General features: G+C 38.2%; 14 protein-coding genes and 1 tRNA gene. 9 read left to right on the forward strand and 6 right to left on the reverse strand.

All coding sequences use genetic code 11. From position 1 onward, the window contains the following. Positions 1-26: 26 nt before the first annotated feature. Complete coding sequence (locus OQ268_RS06475; RefSeq protein WP_265855300.1) at positions 27-2,450, forward strand: alpha-ketoacid dehydrogenase subunit alpha/beta; 2,424 nt, start codon at positions 27-29, stop codon at positions 2,448-2,450. Between the two features lie 481 nt (positions 2,451-2,931). Continuing rightward, positions 2,932-4,980: a tetratricopeptide repeat-containing sensor histidine kinase gene (locus OQ268_RS06480; protein ID WP_265855301.1), complete on the forward strand. Its 2,049-nt coding sequence runs from the start codon at positions 2,932-2,934 to the stop codon at positions 4,978-4,980. 9 nt (positions 4,981-4,989) lie between these two features. Here OQ268_RS06480 and OQ268_RS06485 read toward each other — a convergent pair whose 3' ends face one another. Then, positions 4,990-5,742 (reverse strand): LytR/AlgR family response regulator transcription factor, encoded by a 753-nt coding sequence (locus OQ268_RS06485; protein WP_265855302.1) that lies wholly within the window; start codon positions 5,740-5,742, stop codon positions 4,990-4,992. A 349-nt stretch (positions 5,743-6,091) separates the two neighbouring features. Between OQ268_RS06485 and OQ268_RS06490 the strand changes: the two genes are divergently transcribed. From OQ268_RS06490 to OQ268_RS06520, 7 genes are all read left to right on the forward strand, one after another. Next, positions 6,092-7,096: an SDR family oxidoreductase gene (locus tag OQ268_RS06490; RefSeq protein ID WP_265855303.1), complete on the forward strand. Its 1,005-nt coding sequence runs from the start codon at positions 6,092-6,094 to the stop codon at positions 7,094-7,096. A gap of 108 nt (positions 7,097-7,204) precedes the next feature. Beyond that, positions 7,205-7,278: transfer RNA gene (locus OQ268_RS06495), tRNA-Pro, on the forward strand. A 118-nt stretch (positions 7,279-7,396) separates the two neighbouring features. After that, positions 7,397-7,891, forward strand: a complete 495-nt coding sequence (locus tag OQ268_RS06500) for a cytochrome c oxidase subunit 3 (protein WP_265855304.1) — start codon at positions 7,397-7,399, stop codon at positions 7,889-7,891. A 198-nt stretch (positions 7,892-8,089) separates the two neighbouring features. Then, entirely contained in the window at positions 8,090-8,770 is a 681-nt protein-coding gene (locus OQ268_RS06505; protein WP_265855305.1) for a TetR/AcrR family transcriptional regulator, read from the forward strand. A 1-nt stretch (position 8,771) separates the two neighbouring features. Beyond that, entirely contained in the window at positions 8,772-10,445 is a 1,674-nt protein-coding gene (locus OQ268_RS06510; RefSeq protein WP_265855306.1) for a peptidase domain-containing ABC transporter, read from the forward strand. Positions 10,446-10,457: 12 nt separating this feature from the next. After that, positions 10,458-11,774: an HlyD family secretion protein gene (locus OQ268_RS06515; RefSeq protein WP_265855307.1), complete on the forward strand. Its 1,317-nt coding sequence runs from the start codon at positions 10,458-10,460 to the stop codon at positions 11,772-11,774. Beyond that, positions 11,758-13,176 carry a TolC family protein gene (locus OQ268_RS06520; protein WP_265855308.1) on the forward strand — a complete coding sequence of 473 codons (1,419 nt, stop codon included), beginning with the start codon at positions 11,758-11,760 and terminating at the stop codon, positions 13,174-13,176. Before OQ268_RS06515 ends, OQ268_RS06520 begins: the two co-directional genes overlap by 17 nt. A gap of 79 nt (positions 13,177-13,255) precedes the next feature. Here the strand turns inward: OQ268_RS06520 and asnS are convergent, their stop codons facing one another. The 5 genes from asnS to OQ268_RS06545 all read right to left on the reverse strand — a co-directional run bounded on the left by asnS (position 13,256) and on the right by OQ268_RS06545 (position 19,255). After that, positions 13,256-14,704: an asparagine--tRNA ligase gene (gene asnS / locus OQ268_RS06525; protein WP_265855309.1), complete on the reverse strand. Its 1,449-nt coding sequence runs from the start codon at positions 14,702-14,704 to the stop codon at positions 13,256-13,258. A 179-nt stretch (positions 14,705-14,883) separates the two neighbouring features. Next, positions 14,884-15,867 carry a transglutaminase family protein gene (locus OQ268_RS06530; protein WP_265855310.1) on the reverse strand — a complete coding sequence of 328 codons (984 nt, stop codon included), beginning with the start codon at positions 15,865-15,867 and terminating at the stop codon, positions 14,884-14,886. 41 nt (positions 15,868-15,908) lie between these two features. Further along, positions 15,909-16,844 (reverse strand): alpha-E domain-containing protein, encoded by a 936-nt coding sequence (locus tag OQ268_RS06535; protein ID WP_265855311.1) that lies wholly within the window; start codon positions 16,842-16,844, stop codon positions 15,909-15,911. Between the two features lie 10 nt (positions 16,845-16,854). Further along, positions 16,855-18,300 carry a circularly permuted type 2 ATP-grasp protein gene (locus OQ268_RS06540; protein WP_265855312.1) on the reverse strand — a complete coding sequence of 482 codons (1,446 nt, stop codon included), beginning with the start codon at positions 18,298-18,300 and terminating at the stop codon, positions 16,855-16,857. A gap of 427 nt (positions 18,301-18,727) precedes the next feature. Beyond that, on the reverse strand, positions 18,728-19,255 hold the full coding sequence (locus tag OQ268_RS06545) for a ferritin (protein ID WP_265855313.1): 528 nt from the start codon (positions 19,253-19,255) through the stop codon (positions 18,728-18,730). Between the last annotated feature and the right edge of the window lie 89 nt (positions 19,256-19,344).

Below are 19,344 nucleotides of genomic sequence, written 5' to 3' on the forward strand. Positions count from 1 at the left end.
ATATTTGCCGCAACCAATATTTGCTTATGATGCCAAATGAAAAGTTTATAACCAATTCTATTGATACTTCCGAGCTTAGTTTCAACGATTTTAAATCTATTGTACTTAACGATTATAAAATAGCCTTCGAAAGCAGGCAAGCTAGTATTTTAGGGCGGAGGGAAGTGTTAACAGGAAAGGCTAAATTTGGAATTTTTGGCGATGGTAAAGAAGTTCCTCAAATTGCCATGGCCAAGGCCTTTAAGAAAGGCGATTGGAGATCAGGCTATTATCGCGATCAAACATTTGCGTTCGCTGCAGGCATATCTACTATAAAAGAGTTTTTTGCACAACTATATGCCAACCCCACTACTGGCGCCGATCCTTTTTCTGGTGGCAGGCAAATGAATTGCCACTTCGCCACGAAATCGATCAACGAGGATGGCAGCTGGAACGATCTAACACAGCTCAAGAATTGTTCATCAGATATCTCGCCAACCGGCGGCCAAATGGCTCGTTTGGTAGGCTTGGCATATGCTTCTAAATTGTTTAGAAATAACCATGAATTGGATTATCTTAAACACTTTTCGGTAAACGGGAACGAGGTCGCTTTTGGCACTATTGGCAATGCATCTACATCTGAAGGTGTGTTTTTTGAATCTATCAATGCTGCGGGAGTATTGCAGGTACCCATGGCAATCTCCATCTGGGACGATGCTTACGGCATCTCCGTCCCGGCAAAATATCAGACTACCAAGGAAGATATATCCGAAGTTCTTAAAGGGTTTCAAAGAGAAGAAGGTCAGCCAGGTTACGAAATTTATAAAGTTAAAGGTTGGGATTATCCTGCCCTTTGCGAGGTATACGAGAAGGCTATCCAGGTATGTAGAGATGAGCACGTTCCTGTCCTTATCCACGTTATTGAATTAACGCAGCCACAAGGCCATTCAACATCTGGATCTCACGAACGCTATAAATCCAAGGATCGATTATCATGGGAAAATGAGCATGATTGCATCCTAAAGATGCGTGAATGGATGCTCGATTCGGCAGTAGCTACAGAAGATGAGATTGTTGAAATCGAAAATGAAGCTAAAGCTTTTGTGAGAAATGCACAAAAAGAAGCTTGGAACGAATTTCTGGATAGCATCAAGCCAGAGCAAAAACAAGTGGTAGATTTAATTAATGGCTTAGCTAAGCACCAGCCAGAGTTATCTAAAATTGCAGCTCAACTCGCATCAACTGCCGATGCACAGCGTCGCGAAGTATTTATGGCAGCAAGAAAAGCCATTCGAATTTCTGCAAAATCTAATTCTGCTGAACGCACGGATTTGCTTACCTGGTATAAAAATCAGGAAGAGTTAACAATAGACAGGTACAATTCTAAACTCCACACCAACGGTATCGATCGACCTGGCAATATTCCTGTGGTAGCGCCGATATATGATGATTTCTCTAAGATGGTTGATGGTAGAGAAGTGTTAAATGCCTGTTTCAATGAAAACTTTGCCCGCGACCAACGCTTGGTAGCTTTTGGCGAAGATTTAGGAAATATTGGTGATGTTAATCAAGGTTTTGCGGGTCTGCAGGCTAAATTTGGAGAACTTAGAATTACCGATACCGGAATTAGGGAAATGACTATCATGGGTCAAGGCATTGGCCTGGCCATGCGTGGCTTGAAGCCAATCGCAGAAATTCAATATTTAGATTACCTTATTTTTGCGTTGAACGTATTGAGTGATGATTTAGCTTCTCTTTCGTACCGTACCAAAGGAATTCAGAAAGCGCCCGTTGTGGTGCGTACCAGGGGTCATCGTCTAGAGGGCATCTGGCATTCAGGCTCACCAATAAGTATGTTGTTGGGTTCTTTGCGTGGTATGCATTTGTGTGTGCCCAGAAACATGACCCAAGCCGCAGGTATGTACAATACCTTGTTTAGAGCAGATGAACCGGCGGTGGTAATTGAGTGTTTAAACGGCTACCGACTGAAAGAGAGACTTCCTAATAATGTGGGGGATTTTACCGTTCCATTAGGCAAGGCCGAAGTAATAGAAGATGGTAAGGATATCACCGTGATTTCTTATGGCTCATGCATACGCCTGGTGCAAGAAGCGGCTGAGGAACTGGCAACTATGGGTATTTCTGTTGAAATCATCGATCCTCAAACATTATTGCCTTTTGATACCGAAAAAGTATGTGCAGCTTCCTTAGCAAAAACCAATAAATTACTTATCGTAGATGAAGATGTGCCCGGAGGTGGCTCAGCATATATTTTACAAAAAGTGTTAGAAGATCAGGACGGCTATTTCACGCTGGATGGTAAACCGAAAACGTTGTCCGCGAAACCGCACAGACCTCCATTTGGTTCAGATGGCGATTATTTTAGTAAACCTTCAGTAGATGATATTATAGAAACGATTTGTGGAATGATGCATGAAGCACACCCGAATCAATTCCCGCCAATTTTTTAATTACATACCGATTCAAATACAATTTTTCTTGGCACAATAAATCATTTTTTTAATTGAAATCTATTAAAATGGTTTATCTTCATGGAAATTTCATCCTTATTATAATAGCCGTATTAACGCCCGTTACATGCCCTATACCTCCCTGTGCCTAAATTCCTTATTATCCAACTAGCTAAACTTGTCCCTTAGGTTTAAAAATATCAATGTATGCTTTGGTCTATTCCTAAATTTCTTTAGGAGGATTGCTCCCTGTTTTCTTTTTTCTTTAATTTTATTATTTTCTCAAGTTGCTTACGGTCAAACGAAAGTTGCAAGGCAAACGCTTGATAGCCTTTTAATTGTAAACCAGAAGCACCCAGGCCAGGATTCGGTCAAGGCAACTATACTTACAGCAATTTATCGGCAATATCTACAACTCAGAGATAGCGATAACGCCGATGAGTACGTCAACAAAACTGTCGTTCTGGCACAAAAATTAAAATTGAGAAATTTATCGGGTCTTGCTTACTATAGAATGGCCATGTTTCATCATGGTAGAACATCTTTTGCGAAAGCGGAAGAAAATTACTACAAAGCCATAGCAGAATTTTCACTTTCAAATAACTTGGATATGATTGGTGGAACATATCTTAATTTAGGTGCAATGTATAGTGCTATTCCTGATTACGCTAAATGTTTGGAAGTGAATCAGCAGGCCATAGCCATTTACGAAAAAATGAATAACGAAGAAGACTTAGCAAGCTGCTATACCAACCTGGCAAGTATTTATCAGGATTTAGGTAATGAAAGTCAATCTTTAGTTTATTTAAAAATGGCTCTCAAGGTATTTTTGAAGGAAGGCCAGAATGCCAGGGGTGTTGCAGTTGTAAATGAATATATTGGTTTGGCTTACTTAAATGCTGATGCCGCGGAGCTCGGGAAAATGGGTACGAGCGTTAGTGATAGGCTTACCTTGGCTCAAGAATATTTTCAGAAATCACTTAAATCTGCTGAAGTTCTTAATGATGAAGCCATCATTGCATCTTCAACCAAGTTACTCGGTGATGTATATGCTGAAATGGGTAATAGGGAGCTTGCCTTGAGTGCATACAAAAAGGCAATTCAATTAAGCGAACCTTTGGATGATAAGGTTAACTACACAAGCACGCTCCTTGCATTAGGTTCATATTATCAAAAAGGAAACGATTTCGAGAATGCCATCTTATTTCTAAGCAACTGCTTCCAAATTGCAAGCAATAATAACCTGCTAGAAGACAAAAAAAATGCTGCATTGGGTTTGAGTGATATTTTCGAAAGATTGAAGAATTATGATAAGTCTTTATCATATTATAAGGCTTATGTTGAAACCAAGGGTCAGATTTTTAATGTAGATAAGGAACGAGAAATCACCAAAAGGCAAATGCAAATTGATTTTGGTATTAAAGAGAAAGACTATTTATTCAAACAAAGAATAACCAGTGTAGAACTGCAGAAACAGGTATTATTGGCGAAGCAACAGCAACAGCAATTGTTTTTAAGGAAACAACAGTTGGCTTTGAGCGACAAAGAAAAAAGTCTGCAACGCCTTACATTTTTAAAAAAACAGCTGGATTTAGAAATTGATAAGGAAACACAAAGCAGCAATTTTGAGCGAGCAAAATTGCAGGCAAAGTATGAAACGTCGTTGCGTGATAAGCAAATTACAAAACAAGAACAGCAAATAAAATTCGATTGGAGGGTAAGGTTTTTTTTAATAATTGCGGTAGGCTTAATGTTATTGATTGCTATTCTTGTTTTTTTTAGCCAACGACGTGTAATGCGGTTAAATAAGGTAATCAATCAGCAAAAGAGAGAATTGGAACAACTTAGTAAGGTAAAGGATAGAATTTTTAGTGTTGTGAGTCATGACATGAGAACGCCGGTTAATTCGCTTATCTCTTTCATACAGTTGTTGGAGGGTGGGAATATCGATCAGGATAAACTTACACGATATGCCGCTACTTTAAAAAATAATCTCACTTATACGTCATCCATGATGGAAAATCTCCTAAATTGGGCTGCCAGCCAGATGCAGGGCTTTAATCCATATCTCGAGCGTTTAGAAATCTCTAAAGTTATTGAAGAGGTAATCTTATCTGTTCAGCATCATGCAGATTTGAAGGACATAGTCATTCACAACAATGTGTCGGTTGATAAGGTTTGTAAGGCTGATGAAAATATGATAACCTTAGTGATGCGGAATTTGATCAGTAATGCGGTAAAATTTACCGCCCATGGAGGAAATATCACCATATCCGTACAAGATTTCCTAGATGATGTTGCGATCATTGTAGCAGATGATGGTTTAGGGTTGAAACCAGACCAGCTAAACCATTTTAATAGTTCTGGCTACCTCGGTGTAGGAATGAGTACGCCTGGTACAGATAAAGAAAAGGGCACCGGTTTAGGATTGATGTTATGCCGGACGTTTGTTGCATTAATGGATGGCACCATTAGCGCATCTAACAATACACCTCAGGGAACTACTTTTAAGATTTTATTGCCGAAGTAATCGGCTGGGTTATTTTGTAAACCTTGATAGCATTTTTTTATCTACAGCACTCTCTAGTAGTTCTTGGCGATTAGAGGCACTTATCGGCACCACGAAATTGTATTTTAATTGCACCTCATGGTTCGTTATGGTAGCAATATGATTGGTATTGATAATGTATTGTTTATGCACCCTCGCAAAAATTGTTTTAGGAAGTTGCTTTTCCAGATTTTTCAAACTAACCAGTATCACGTGCTTATCTGTGTGGGTGTATAATTTTGAGAAGTCACCCATACTTTCTATATAAATTACATCGCTGTATTTCAACTTAGTAATCCCCTTGGTTTCCTTGAAGAAAAAATAGTCATTATCGCCAATTTCATTTTTAATATCTTGTGGCGAGATACTGTGCGCTATTTTTTTGAGTTCCAAATACTCTACAGCTTTATTGGTTGCTTTTACAGCACGCTCAAATGTTGCAGGTTTTATGATAAAATCTATAGCATCTATGTTGTAACACTCGGCGGCATACTGACTATAAGAGGTAATAAAGATAAAAAGTGGTTGAGTTTTTATGCTTTTAGACAATTCGATTCCTGATAGATCTGGCATATCAATATCAGAGAAGACAATGTCTATTTGTGTGGTAGACAACACCTGCAGTGCATCCAACCCGCTGGCACATTTGGCAACAATTGCTAATGATGGGATTTTTTTCAAATGCATTTCAATTGCATCTCTTTCTATTTCGTTGTCATCAACAATTATGCAGTTGTAAAGCATTGGAGGAGGTATTTAAGGACAACCAAATGTAATGTAAAAAATATTAGATAAAGCTTGTAATACTAAAATTATTATGATTTTTATGATGCTTTAACTACTGTGCGTGTATTGTGTTAACTATCTGATTGTATTATAACTTCTAGAAGGATAATTTATACAAATTGGCTTGCTCCGAAATTATTCACGCACTTCTTTATCAGCAATCGCATCAGTTTTATAGATTTTTACATTTCTGAAACTACCATACTTTCACAACAGCTCCATCAGAAAGACTTTATCACTTAGCCGTTACAATACTGCACTAAACATTTTTCTATTATTTGTTGTAGTATTATTAAAACATATTACCATGAAAAACAATGATAACATCACAAGGCGACAAGCCGTAGCTGGTCTTGGCGCTGGCATTGCCGGTTTAGCTATATCCCCGGCTTTCGGTGCAGAAGGCATGACGATGGGACACGCATCCGTGGCCGCACTCGAAGATCCAACTACTAAGTATCCGAGGCCACCATTTAAAGCACAACAACAACCGTTTCCAGGTTTAGCGAGCAAAATGGATCCACGCCCAGACCATGGTGAAGAAAGCTACAAAGGATCGGGAAGGCTGAATGGTAGGAAAGCGTTAATTACAGGAGGAGATTCTGGAATGGGACGTGCAGCTGCAATAGCATTCGCCCGCGAAGGTGCTGATGTGGTAATTAACTATCTGCCGGCAGAGGAGTCAGACGCTAAGGAAGTAATTGAATGGATTACGAAAGCGGGTAGAAAAGGTTATGCCATACCTGGTGATTTAAGAGAAGAATCATTTACCAAGCAATTGGTAGCAGACAGTGTAAAAAAATTAGGCGGGCTTGATATTGTGGTGAGCAATGCTGCCAGACAACAAACCAAGCCATCGATATTAGAAATCAGCACTGAGGATTTTGACGCCACGATGAAAACAAATATTTACGCTCCTTTTTGGCTGCTAAAGGCATCAATACCCCATTTGAAACCTGGTTCCAGCATTATCATCACCACATCCGAGCAGGCAACAGATCCATCCCCAGAGCTTTTCGATTACGCACAAACAAAAGCCGCAAACACCAGTACGGTAAGGTCATTGGCAAAATCTTTGGCGCCAAAGGGTGTAAGGGTAAATGGTGTGGCTCCAGGCCCGATCTGGACACCTCTACAAGTTGGTGGGGGCGCAACAAATGAAAAATTGACCACGTTTGGAGAAGCTACGCCAATGGGCAGACCAGGTCAGCCAGCAGAATTGGCCTCGATTTATGTGCAACTAGCAGATAATGGAGCGAGCTACTCTACAGGCCAGGTTTATGGCGCTATGGGTGGTGGGGGCCAACCGTAGTTACAAATATGATAAAGGGACGTAATGGTTCTAATTAATGATAATAAAATTTCATGAAGATATTGTGGATATAGCTTTTCCATATTATCTTCGTGAAATTACTTTTATCGGGATGTAGCGTAGCCAGGTATCGCGCCAGCATGGGGTGCTGGAGGTCGGAAGTTCGAATCTTCTCATCCCGACAGTAAAAGTGCTTGTTCTACATGAATGTTGCGCTTCGCTCTGCATAACAGACAATCAGCTTTCTCCAATATGCACTTTAAGGAAAAAGAAGTCCAAAATCTTAAAGCTAAAAAATTCTTGATTTGGCTAGTCATTTTAGCCTCTGCGGTACTCTTTAGCATTTTTGGAGCCATTATCTTCACTTTCGAAAACAGGATAAATTTACCCATCTCTTTTGCAATAAGTTCCTGCTTTATAATTGCAAGCAGTTACAGTATGAATGCTGGTGTAAATGCAGAAAAACGCTTGAATTTCGAGCGGCAAAGATATTGGCTGTGGATTACCCTTTCATTAGGTGCCTTATTTTTTATGTTGCAATTGTATTCTTGGTTAGTTATTTTGCAATTAGTAGGCGCAACTGCTAATCTAAAATTATACATTATTATGCTAACCTGCATCCATCTGTTGCATGTACTTGGAGGCATGATCATGATTGTTTACACGCTAAATAAACAAAAAGCAAACATTAGAGATATTAGAAATGTGATGCGCTTGGAAACAACTGCAATCTTCTGGCACTTCATTGGAGGGCTATGGATCTACATTTATCTCCTCATGCTAATCGGATTCTAATAACAAGGCTTCTACTTAATCTCTTCTGATCAACTAATTGCTACATTTTAGAGTTGTTAAATTCATTCAAACAATTTAAACTAGGTTCTAACAAACTTATATGATAGTAATACTATTATTTGTAATAATTTTGTAATTACTATTTTAGTAATACATTTTGGTGCGATTGTTTTATACTTTTGGGTTGTTACCAGAATTATGGAAGTATTACTCAAATTTAAACTTAATGAACACCTGTATCTAAGAGATCCAGAACAAACCGAGATTGGTAAGGCAATTGTAAGTAATGCAATAGAACTAATTTTCGAAATTGGATTTGAACAGTTTACATTTAGGAAACTGGCCGCCAAGATCAACTCTACAGAACCAACCATCTACCGTTATTTCACATCTAAACATAAGCTGCTCACTTATATTCTTAATTGGTACTGGAACTACGTGGAGTATGTGTGTAAGATGCGTTTGGCAGAGGTAAATGATCCTACCAAAAAAATGATCATGATTTTAGAGATCATTACCCACCACATTGATACACATGCACATTTGCACAATTATAACCTAGACCAATTGCATCATATCGTAATTTCTGAAAGTAGTAAATCCTACCTGGTTAAGGAAGTTGATGAAATTAATAGTGAAATGATGTTTGCGCCGTTAAAAAGCCTTTGTTTGTTCATCAGCGAAGTGATTTTAAAATTAGATCCTCATTTTCCATATCCCAAATCGTTGGCAAGTACTCTTATTGAAACCGCCCATGATCAGCATTTTTTTAGCGAGCATTTGCCGAAATTGACTGACAACCAAGTGCGGGAGAATCACAAAGATTATGTGCTCAAATACCTTACCCGATTAACATTCTACACCATTAGCCCGGCTTAATATGTACCACGAAAAAGATTTTACCGTAAGCAGCACTGCACTGTTTAAGTACATCACTAAAGAAAAGAAAGATGTAACCGCAATCTACGTATATGCAATTTTGAGTGGACTTGTACAATTAAGTATTCCCCTGGGGATACAAGCTATTGTAAGTTTTGTAATGGGCGCCACTATGGTAACGTCGCTATACTTGCTTATTGCTTTCGTAGTTTTAGGGACATTCTTAGCAGGATTTTTCAGAATTAAGGTGATGCAAATTATTGAGAAAATTCAACAAAAGATTTTTGTAGAGTATTCTATCGCCTTTGCTAAAAAGATACCGAAAATAAACCTGTCGGCCACAAAAAAGTATTTCTTGCCAGAATTGGTGAATAGATTTTTCGATACTCAAAACCTACAAAAGGGCATATCAAAAATATTGTTAGATATTCCAACGGCATTAATACAAATATCATTCGGGATTCTTCTTCTATCTTTTTATCATCCCTGGTTTCTGGTTTTTGGAGCTTTGGTTGTAATCATCGTCATCTTTATTTTTAGGTTTACGATGAATTCGGGAATCAGATCCAGTTTGGAAGAGAGTGATAAGAAGTATGAAGTGGCGTCCTGGTTGGAAGACGTGGCCAGTGCCATTAAAACATTCAAGATCAATTCCAATGCCGATATGCATCTTACTGGTACAGATGAACGTGTGGTAGAATACCTGGAAAACCGAACAGAGCATTTTAAAGTTTTAGAATTTCAATACAAAGCAATTATCGGATTTAAGGTTATTATCACCTTGGTGATGCTAGGGATTGGCACCTATTTGCTAGTTAACCAAAAACTTAACATCGGCGCTTTCATTGCCACCGAGATTGTTGTACTTACCATCATGAATGCGGTCGAAAGCCTTATCAAAAGCTTAGAAAGTTATTACGATGTTATAGCTGCATTGGTAAAACTAAATAAGGTTACCGATCTGAGTGAGGAAACAACTGGAGATATTGTTCTGGAACAAGTCCAAGAAGGCCTGGCAGTGAGTCTGCAAGATGTTAATTTCGCTTTTAATGATCAAAAACCAATTTTAAAGAACATTAGTTTTGAAGTAAAGCCTAATACCATAAATGTGATATCAGGGAGTTTGGGTGCCGGTAAAACCACGCTTTTAAATGTGATGGCTGGATTTTTTGAAGCAACTTCAGGCGTGATTATGTATGATAAGATTCCATTTAAAAACTTAAATAAAATGGCTATTAGGGACAAGATTGGCCTATATACCCATGATATGGTAATTATTAAAGGGACGCTGCTGGAAAATATTCTACTTGGTAGAAACGATATTTCTACAGAGGAAATAATGGAATTGTGTGACCAGATCGGTTTAGGAACTTTTTCCAGTCAGTTTAGCAATGGCTTTGACACGGAGTTGAGCGAAACAGATACCGAAGTTTCATACAGTGGGAAGAAGAAAATTACGCTTTTACGTGCCTTGTTAGGTAAAAACAGATTAATTATGCTGGAAGATCCTCTTTACGGAATGGATGATGAATTTAAGCGGAAAATGTTAGCCTATCTCATGAAGATTAAGAACAATAGTACAATTATTATCATCTCGAGATCTAGAGAATTGCTTGAAATTGCAGATCGGAAATTCCAACTTAATGACGGAACCATCACCATCGATCTATCCTAAATTAGCCAGATTATGAATATCAAATCATTCGATAAAATTTATCACATACATAAAGATTCTCGCGTAAAGCGATGGTTTTTCATTTTTATTATATCCTGCGTGGTGGTGCTATTTTTACCATGGACCCAAAACATCCAGGTTAGAGGAAATGTAACAACCCTTTACCAGGAACAGCGACCTCAGCAACTCAACTCACCAATTCCTGGTAGGATTACAAAGTGGCACATCAAAAACGGAGATTTCGTGAAAAAAGGTGACACCATTTTGCAGTTGGCCGAAGTGAAGGAAGATTATCTTGATCCTCAGCTACTTGAGCGTACCAGGGAACAGGTTGCAGCTAAAAAGGGGGTAAGGGATTACTATGAGGCGAAGGTTGGCGCCACCAATACACAGCTCGGCGCAATCAATGCTGCAAGAACACTAAAATTAGAGCAGCTCAAAGTAAAAATTGCCCAACTGAATAATAAGGTTGAGGCCGAAACTGCCGAGTTAGCAGCGGTAAACAACGAACTTAAGCTTAGCGAAGACCAGTATAACAGGCAGAAAAAAATGTACGATGAGGGCTTAGTTTCACTTACCCAATTCCAGCAAAGGAGCATTTCCTATCAGAATGCGCTGGCTAAAAAAACTGCAGTAGAAAATAAACTAGCACAAACTCGCCAGGAAATTACTACCGTTAATATAGAGCAGAATGCCACCATCCAAGATTATATGGAAAAGGTTAGTAAAACGGAAGGAGAACGTTTTCTAAGCATGGGTCAGATACAAGGCAGTAGCGGAGAAATTGCCAAATTAGAGAACCAGGCTGCCAACTACAAGGCCCGCCAAGGCTTATATTCAGTTGTGGCTTCACAAGACGGTCAGGTAATCCAATTAAACAAAGCTGGTATCGGAGAAATTTTGAAAGAAACTGAGAGTATTGGCACAATTGTGCCTAAAAAAGTAGACTATGCTGTGGAAATTTACGTTAAGCCAGTCGACTTGCCCTTGTTAAGAGTAGGGCAGAAGGTAATGTGCATTTTCGACGGATTTCCTGCGATCGTTTTCTCTGGTTGGCCTAATTCTAGCTATGGAACTTTCTCGGGTAAGGTAATTGCTATTGAAAATAATATCAATACGAACGGTCTCTTTAAAGCATTGGTGATTGAACAAAAAGGACAAAAGCCATGGCCGCCACAAATAAAGATTGGCGCAGGAGTGAAAGGAATTGCAATCTTGAATGACGTACCCATCTGGTACGAACTTTGGCGAAATATCAACGGCTTTCCGCCAGATTATTATGGTTTAAATTCAGAGAAATCAAAATCAGGAGATGAAAAAGCTAAGTAGAACCATCATATTCGTATTGTTGTGTGTGCTAGCTGAGCAAGTTTCCGCACAAGATACCTTGAGGCTATCGCATCCAGAGTTTTTGTCGATTGTAAAAAAATATCACCCCCTGGCATTTAGATACAGGCTGCAAAATAACATTGCTGAGGCTGAAGTGTTAAAGGCAAGGGGAAATTTTGATCCGATAGTTGATGCGAAACAAGGAGCTAAAACAATAGACGGAACCAACTATTATGAGCAAAGCAATGCAGGTTTGGTTATACCTACATGGTATGGGGTTGAAGTAAGCGGGAGTTATAATTTCATTGATGGCCAACGCTTAAATAATAGCGATACACGTGGCGGACTTTTTCAATTTGGATTGACGGTTCCCTTAGCAAAAAATTTAATTTACGATAAACGGAGAGCATTGCTTGAACAGGCAAAGTTTGCTCAAGTTATGACGGCGGCAGAGCAGCAGGTATTAACCAACGAGTTATTTAGAGATGCCGAGAATGCTTACTGGGAGTGGGTAAAGTTTTACGAGCTTTACAAGGTGCAACAAAAAGCCGTGGCTATCAATCAAAAAAGGTTAGCGCTAACGTTAAAAACTTTTCAGTACGGCGAGAGGGCTGCTATAGATACCACCGAGACATTGTCTCAGTTGCGTGGCTTCGAACTAGAGAAAGAAGATGCATATCTGCAGTATGTGAAGGCTACAATGGATCTATCTGTCTATCTATGGCAAGCCGGGCAGCAACCTTTTGAATTATCTAAGCCTATTTTACCAGCCGAAAAAATTACCGCAAGCGATGCTTATAATAGCTATGGAGCACTAATCGCACAACTTAACCAACAGCCCATTAATACCCATCTTTCATTAGTGTATTACCAGCAAAAGCAAAACATCTTGGAAAGCGAACGTAAACTAAAATGGCAGAGTTTTCTACCAAAGATTGATTTTACGTATAATTTTTTTAACAAAGAGAATTACCAGACGAACCTTTTCCCGCTTTTCCAGAATAATTATCAGTATGGTTTAAAATTAGAAATTCCGATATTTTTAAGACAGGCGAGAGCAGATTATAGCCAGGCAAAGGCGAAGGTAGTGCAGAATCGTTTAGATACCGATTTAAAACGCCAGGAGCTGAATGCAAAAATTAATAGTTATGTGAATGAGGTAACGAATTATAGAACCCAGATTAATATTGCCCAACAAAATATTGGCAACTATAGCCGCCTACTCGAAGCAGAAGAAACGAAATATCAGAATGGCGAAAGCTCCTTATTTCTGATTAACACCAGGGAGAACAAGTTAATCGATGCACAGGAGAAAATGTTGGAGTTGCGTTATAAATTCTTAAAAAGCTATAACGAGTTGAAGTTCCTAAGTGCAAGTTTTGGTAGTGAGACCAGTTCGTAAAACTAAACATTCATAAAAAACTGCATCAAAATCATATTATTTGATGCAGTTTTCCAAGCTTCATATTGCATGTTGGAGATTAAAATTCTGCGTTTTTTGGAAAGCGGGGAAATGCAATCACGTCACGGATGTTTGTCATACCAGTAACGAAAAGCACCAGGCGCTCAAAGCCCAGGCCAAAACCCGCATGCGGTGCAGAACCGAAACGACGGGTGTCTAGATACCACCACAATTCATCTTGTGGAATATTCATATCTTTCATACGTTTGGTAAGCCGATCTAAGCGCTCCTCACGCTGCGAACCTCCAATCATCTCTCCAATACCAGGAAACAAAATATCCATGGCCGCAACCGTTTGCCTTCCTTCCGCATCTGGTTCATTCTGGCGCATGTAAAATGATTTAATATCGGCCGGGTAGTCTGTTAAAATCACAGGTTTCTTAAAATGTTTTTCTACCAGATAGCGTTCATGCTCACTTTGTAAATCAGCGCCCCACTCATCAATTAAATATTTAAACTGTTTTTTCTGGTTAGGTTTGGAAGACTTTAAAATTCTAATTGCCTCTGTATATGTTAGCCTTTCAAATTCATTTTCTAAGCAGAAGTCTAACTTTTCTAACAAACTAAATTCGCTACGTTCATTTTGAGGTTTTTGTTTATCTTCTTCGGCTAATCTGCCATTTAAAAATTCCAGTTCTTCTCTACAATTATCTAAAGCATATTTTATCACATACTTCATCATGTCTTCAGCAAGTTGCATATTGTCTTCCAGATCGGCAAAAGCTACCTCTGGCTCAATCATCCAAAACTCGGCTAAATGTCGGGTAGTATTAGAGTTTTCTGCCCTAAAGGTTGGTCCGAATGTGTAAATCTTCCCGAATGCCATGGCTGCTAATTCGCCTTCCAACTGACCGGAAACCGTTAAATTAGTAGCACGGGCAAAAAAATCCTGAGAGAAATCTACTTTACCATCATCACTGCGTGGTGTATTATCGAAATCTAATGTAGTAACTTTAAACATTTCTCCAGCTCCTTCTGCATCGCTTGCTGTAATAACCGGCGTGTGCATATAAACGAAATTCCTTTCATTGTAGAATTGGTGGATAGCAAATGCCAAAGCATGCCGAACTTTGAATACTGCGTTGAAGGTATTGGTGCGAAAACGCAAGTGCGCAATTTCACGTAAGAACTCCAGGCTATGTTTTTTTGGTTGCAATGGGAACTTTTCAGGATCACTATCACCCAAAATTTCGACCTGATGAGCTTTAATTTCAACTGTTTGTCCTTTACCTAGTGATTCAATTAACCTTCCCGTAGCAGAGATTGATGCTCCCGTTGTGATCCTTTTCAACAGCTCTTCTGGCAAATTATTAAAATCGATAACAACCTGGATATTGGCCATACAAGATCCATCATTTAACGCAATAAACTGATTGTTACGGAAAGTTCTTACCCATCCCATAACAGTTACCTCTGTATCAAATGCAGTCGATTTTAATAAATCTTTAATTTGCTGTCTCTTAATCATATTATTGTTTGTAAAAGCCGCAAATTTAGAAAAAAAAATGGTACCGCTATGCCTAACATACCCTCAATTTTTCGTTTGATTTTAATGTTAAATATAATTGAGCATGCCATCTATCGGCCCAAAACCCGCTGGGCGACGAAGATATTTGTTGCTTAATGCGTATGTGTTTGCCTTTCCAATTATTGTTGTTGTTGTTGCATGGCCGCCATGTACTGTTGGTAACTATTTTGCTTTTTGGCTAAGATTGTGGCACCTGAGGGTGGCGTATAATTAATTTCTTTAGGCTGGAAATAATTGTCATGGTCGTTAAAGTCTTCATCATTGTAGCCTACAGATACATTTACTTCCATCAGATGTTCAAAACCTCCTTTGTAAACACCTTTTACTGGCGAACAATCTGCAAAGTTTCTACCTACTGCCAAACGAACATGCTTTTCATTTGCAATGCAGTTATTTGTCGGGTCGAGTCCAAGCCATCCATATTCTGGGAGGTAAGCTTCGGCCCAGGCATGAGTAGCACCTTCACCTCGCATTCCATCTCTATTCGGGCAAATATACCCACTAACGTAACGGGCTGGAATGCCTTTGAGTCTTAGCATAGCGGTAAGTACATGAGCAAAATCTTGGCAAACACCAGCTTTGAGTTTTAAAATTTCATCGATCGTTGTATCCACCGCCGTGATGCCTTTGATATATTCGAAATTGTTAAAAACATAAGCGCAATATTTTATTGCTGTTTGGTAAGGCGTATCTTCTTCTGATTTTAGTTGCAAAGCCGTTTCCTTCAATTCAATAATCCCATCAAAAGATTCTTGGTTTAAATAATCAATATAGGGCACCTCATATTTCATCGACGTTAGAATATTCCATTGCTCACCGCTAAACATATCATCTTGCGGCAAAGGTTTTGCGAAGGTTTCCACGCTAACTTTCGAAAAAATTTTCAATTGGCTATGTGGCTCATTCTGCGTAAACGTTCCAACTTCATTGCCATAATAGTCTATAAATATTTCAATTTCCGGGCTTCCAGAAATGTTTAGATCATGTTTTACTACCTTTTGGAAATCATCCTTAATAGGAAATAGAATGATTTGATTCGCACTATCCCTAACAGGAGATTCATACTTGTAGTTGGTGATGTGTTTTATTTTAAATATTGGCATATGCTTGTGTTATAAATTTAAAAATCAGGATAGATTTTTTATTAAGAGTTGGCGAAGTAATACTCGTTGAGCAAGTTTCCAATACCGAAAAGCTCAGACCTGATTTCTGTTAGATAATGGTGTAGTTGTTCTTCGCCCATCGTATTCACAGAACTATAAGTGATCATGCTCTTTAATCTGCCAATTTTGAAGGATAGGTTATTGTAATGGTCTATATTGCTTTCGCTTTTCAAACGGCCAAAGTAACGTTCGATATTATTCATTGAATACAATGCGGAGCGGGGGAAATCGTTATTTAACATAACCAGTTCAATGATATTTTTGGCATCAAAGCCCTGCCGATAAGTTTTTAGATACAATTCGTATCCGCCCAGCGATAGGAGCAGGTGTTTCCAGTAGGCAATGTCTGTAAGGAGATCAGGGTTGGTACTAATGGAACTAAATTTGATATCCAAGATATCCACAGATTGAATGCTGCGCTCAAGATGTTTACCAATTTTCATGAAACTTCTGCTTTCACCACGTTCCATTGCGCTATCAGCCGTTCCATGATAGAGCATTACCTGTTTGATGAGCAAGTCTAAGGCCGTAATTGGATCATCCTGTTTAACGTATCGCAGCAGTTTATCGTCTTTAACAGTGTGGTAGTATTCATTAAGGCACTGCCATAAATCTTTTGGGATATGTTCTTGCACACTTCTTGCGTTTTCTCTGGCAAGTGTTACGATATTCAAAATTGAGTTTGGATTATCTTTATTCAATAGCAAATACTCAATAACCGCCCGACTGTCATGCTGAATATTTAATAACTCGTTTTCATCATCAGAAGAAAAGATACGGATGATTGGCTTCCAGGTAAATTCCTGGATGGTATCTTGAGAAGATGCATAATTTATTTTTAACATACGTAGCATACCATCGCTACGTTCTACATATCTGCTTAACCAATATAAGCTTGATGCAACTCTACTTAGCATATTGTATAATTTAAGATGTTAATACCCACGTGTCTTTACTTCCTCCCCCTTGCGAGCTGTTTACTACTAAAGAGCCTTCCTTTAATGCTACCCTGGTTAAGCCGCCGGGAACAATAGAAATGCCATCGGGGCCATTTAAAGCAAATGGTCGCAAATCTATTCGTCGGGGAGCCAGTTGACCATTAATAAAACATGGAGCTGAAGATAAGCTAATGGTAGGTTGGGCAATAAAATTTCTGGGATCTTTTAAAATCTCTTTCTTATAATCTTCAGTTTCTTTTTCTGAAGCGGCATGCCCCATTAACATGCCATAGCCTCCACTTCCATTGGTTTTTTTAACCACCATTTGGTTAATGTTTGCAAAGACATGGTCGAGTTCATCGCGGTTACTTAGCTGAAAGGTAGGTACGTTTTTCAAAATTGGCTCTTCATTTAAGTAATATTTGATCATGTCTGGTACGTAAGTGTAAACGGCTTTGTCATCTGCAACACCATTGCCTACAGCATTAATAATGGCAACATTTCCTTTCCGATACGCACCCATAAGTCCGGCTACACCCAGTACGCTTGTTGGGTTAAAGACCAAAGGATCAAGGTAATCATCATCTACCCGTCGATAGATTACATCTACCTGCTGCAAACCTGTTGTGGTTTTCATAAAAACCTTTTGATTTTTAACTACTAGATCTCTTCCTTCTACTAACTCTACACCCATTAAACGGGCTAGGGTAGTATGTTCATAATAGGCAGAATTATACATGCCAGGGCTTAACAAAACAATTGTAGGGTTAGAAACGGCTCGGGGTGAAAGCGACATCAGGTTTTTATATAGGATAGCCGGATATTCTGTAACGCTACGAACACCACACTGAGGAATAAGGTCTGGGAAAAGCCTTTTGGTAATTTCTCTGTTTTCAAGCATGTAACTCACACCCGATGGCGTACGTAAGTTATCCTCCAATACGTAAAATGTTCCATCATGGTCTCGTATTAAGTCTATCCCGGCAATATGTATATAAATGTCGTGAGGCACGTTAAGCTGATGCATCTCCCGCAAAAAGTGGGGGCATGAGTAAATTACGTTGATTGGTACAATCTGATCTTTGATAATAAATTGATTGCTATACACATCTTTCAGAAATAAATTCAGAGCCTTCAAACGCTGTTTTATTCCTTTCTCGATGAATGCCCACTCTGTTGAGGTGATGATGCGGGGTATAATATCAAATGGAAAAATCTTTTCTATTCCTTCACCACTATCATAAACGGTAAAGGTGATTCCCTGGCTCATAAAAAGTTTTCTAGCGAGCTCTTCTTTTTTGTTTAGATTTTCTAATGATTCTTGGGAAAAGTTTTTAATGAAATTTTCATAGTGACTTCTATATTTGTCACTATTTAAAAACATTTCATCGTAAGTTTTGGGGTGATTTAAGTAGCTTTTAGTGAGATTATCCATTATTTGACTTAAATATTCGTTCAAAATAGGATTTTTGTCTGATTTATTTCTATATTTTTTAAAATAAAGCTATAAATACTTAAATTAAACTAATTATTTTAAGTATAATTATTATTAACTGAGATAAAAAGATATTAATGTCAAAAAAAAATAAAATTTATTTAGATTTTATTTCATTTTATGATAATAAATGCTACTTTTGTGATGCTCGTTAATTATTATTATATATTTGGTTTAAAAAAAGCGCTGGAAACGGCGCTTTTTTTACAGAAAATTCAAGACTTATTCATAAATCAACATAAACCAAACAATTAAACTAAAAGAAAGCTTCCAAATATGCATTTGGAAGCTTTCTTTTTTATGTTCTTTATAAAAAAAAACCATCTTAAATCGGTTTAAGATGGTTTGATTATTTCGATTGAGACTTTTAGTCTTCTGTATATGTTATTTTATTAATGTGCTTATCAATTTCCCATCGTCCTGTTCCTTCCTCTCCAATAACTTCAAAAAGTTCCAAAGCACGACGAGCCTTGTATTCTTCTTCTCGTTGTTCTTTTAAAAACCAATTTAAAAATTCCATCGTTACAAAATCTTGTTCCTTATGGCACCTTGAATAAATATTTTTAAAACTTTGCGTGATGGCTATCTCTGCTTCCAGGGCATCTTCAAAAACTTCTCTAAAACCAATAAATTCTGTTTTAATGCCGTTAATTTCCGGAGAAATGGCATTGCCTCCCATATCTAGCACATATTTGAAAAGCTTCAATTGGTGCATACGTTCCTCTTCCGATTGTTTCGTAAAATAATCCGCAGAGAAGTCGTAACCATTTTGATTACACCAGGATGCCATTGATAAATATAAGGATGAAGAGTGGGCTTCTTTTTTAATCTGTTGATTCAAAAGTGCTTCTATATCTTGAGATATTAAACATTTAATACGCATTAAATCTTTCATAATATTGCTTTTTATACTATACAAATTTAAAACGATTTTGTTCAGTTGTACATATTATTAACAATATGAAATTAATCTAAATTGCTGCT

It is taken from the genome of Pedobacter sandarakinus (assembly GCF_026240095.1).
Lineage (GTDB): Bacteria > Bacteroidota > Bacteroidia > Sphingobacteriales > Sphingobacteriaceae > Pedobacter > Pedobacter sandarakinus.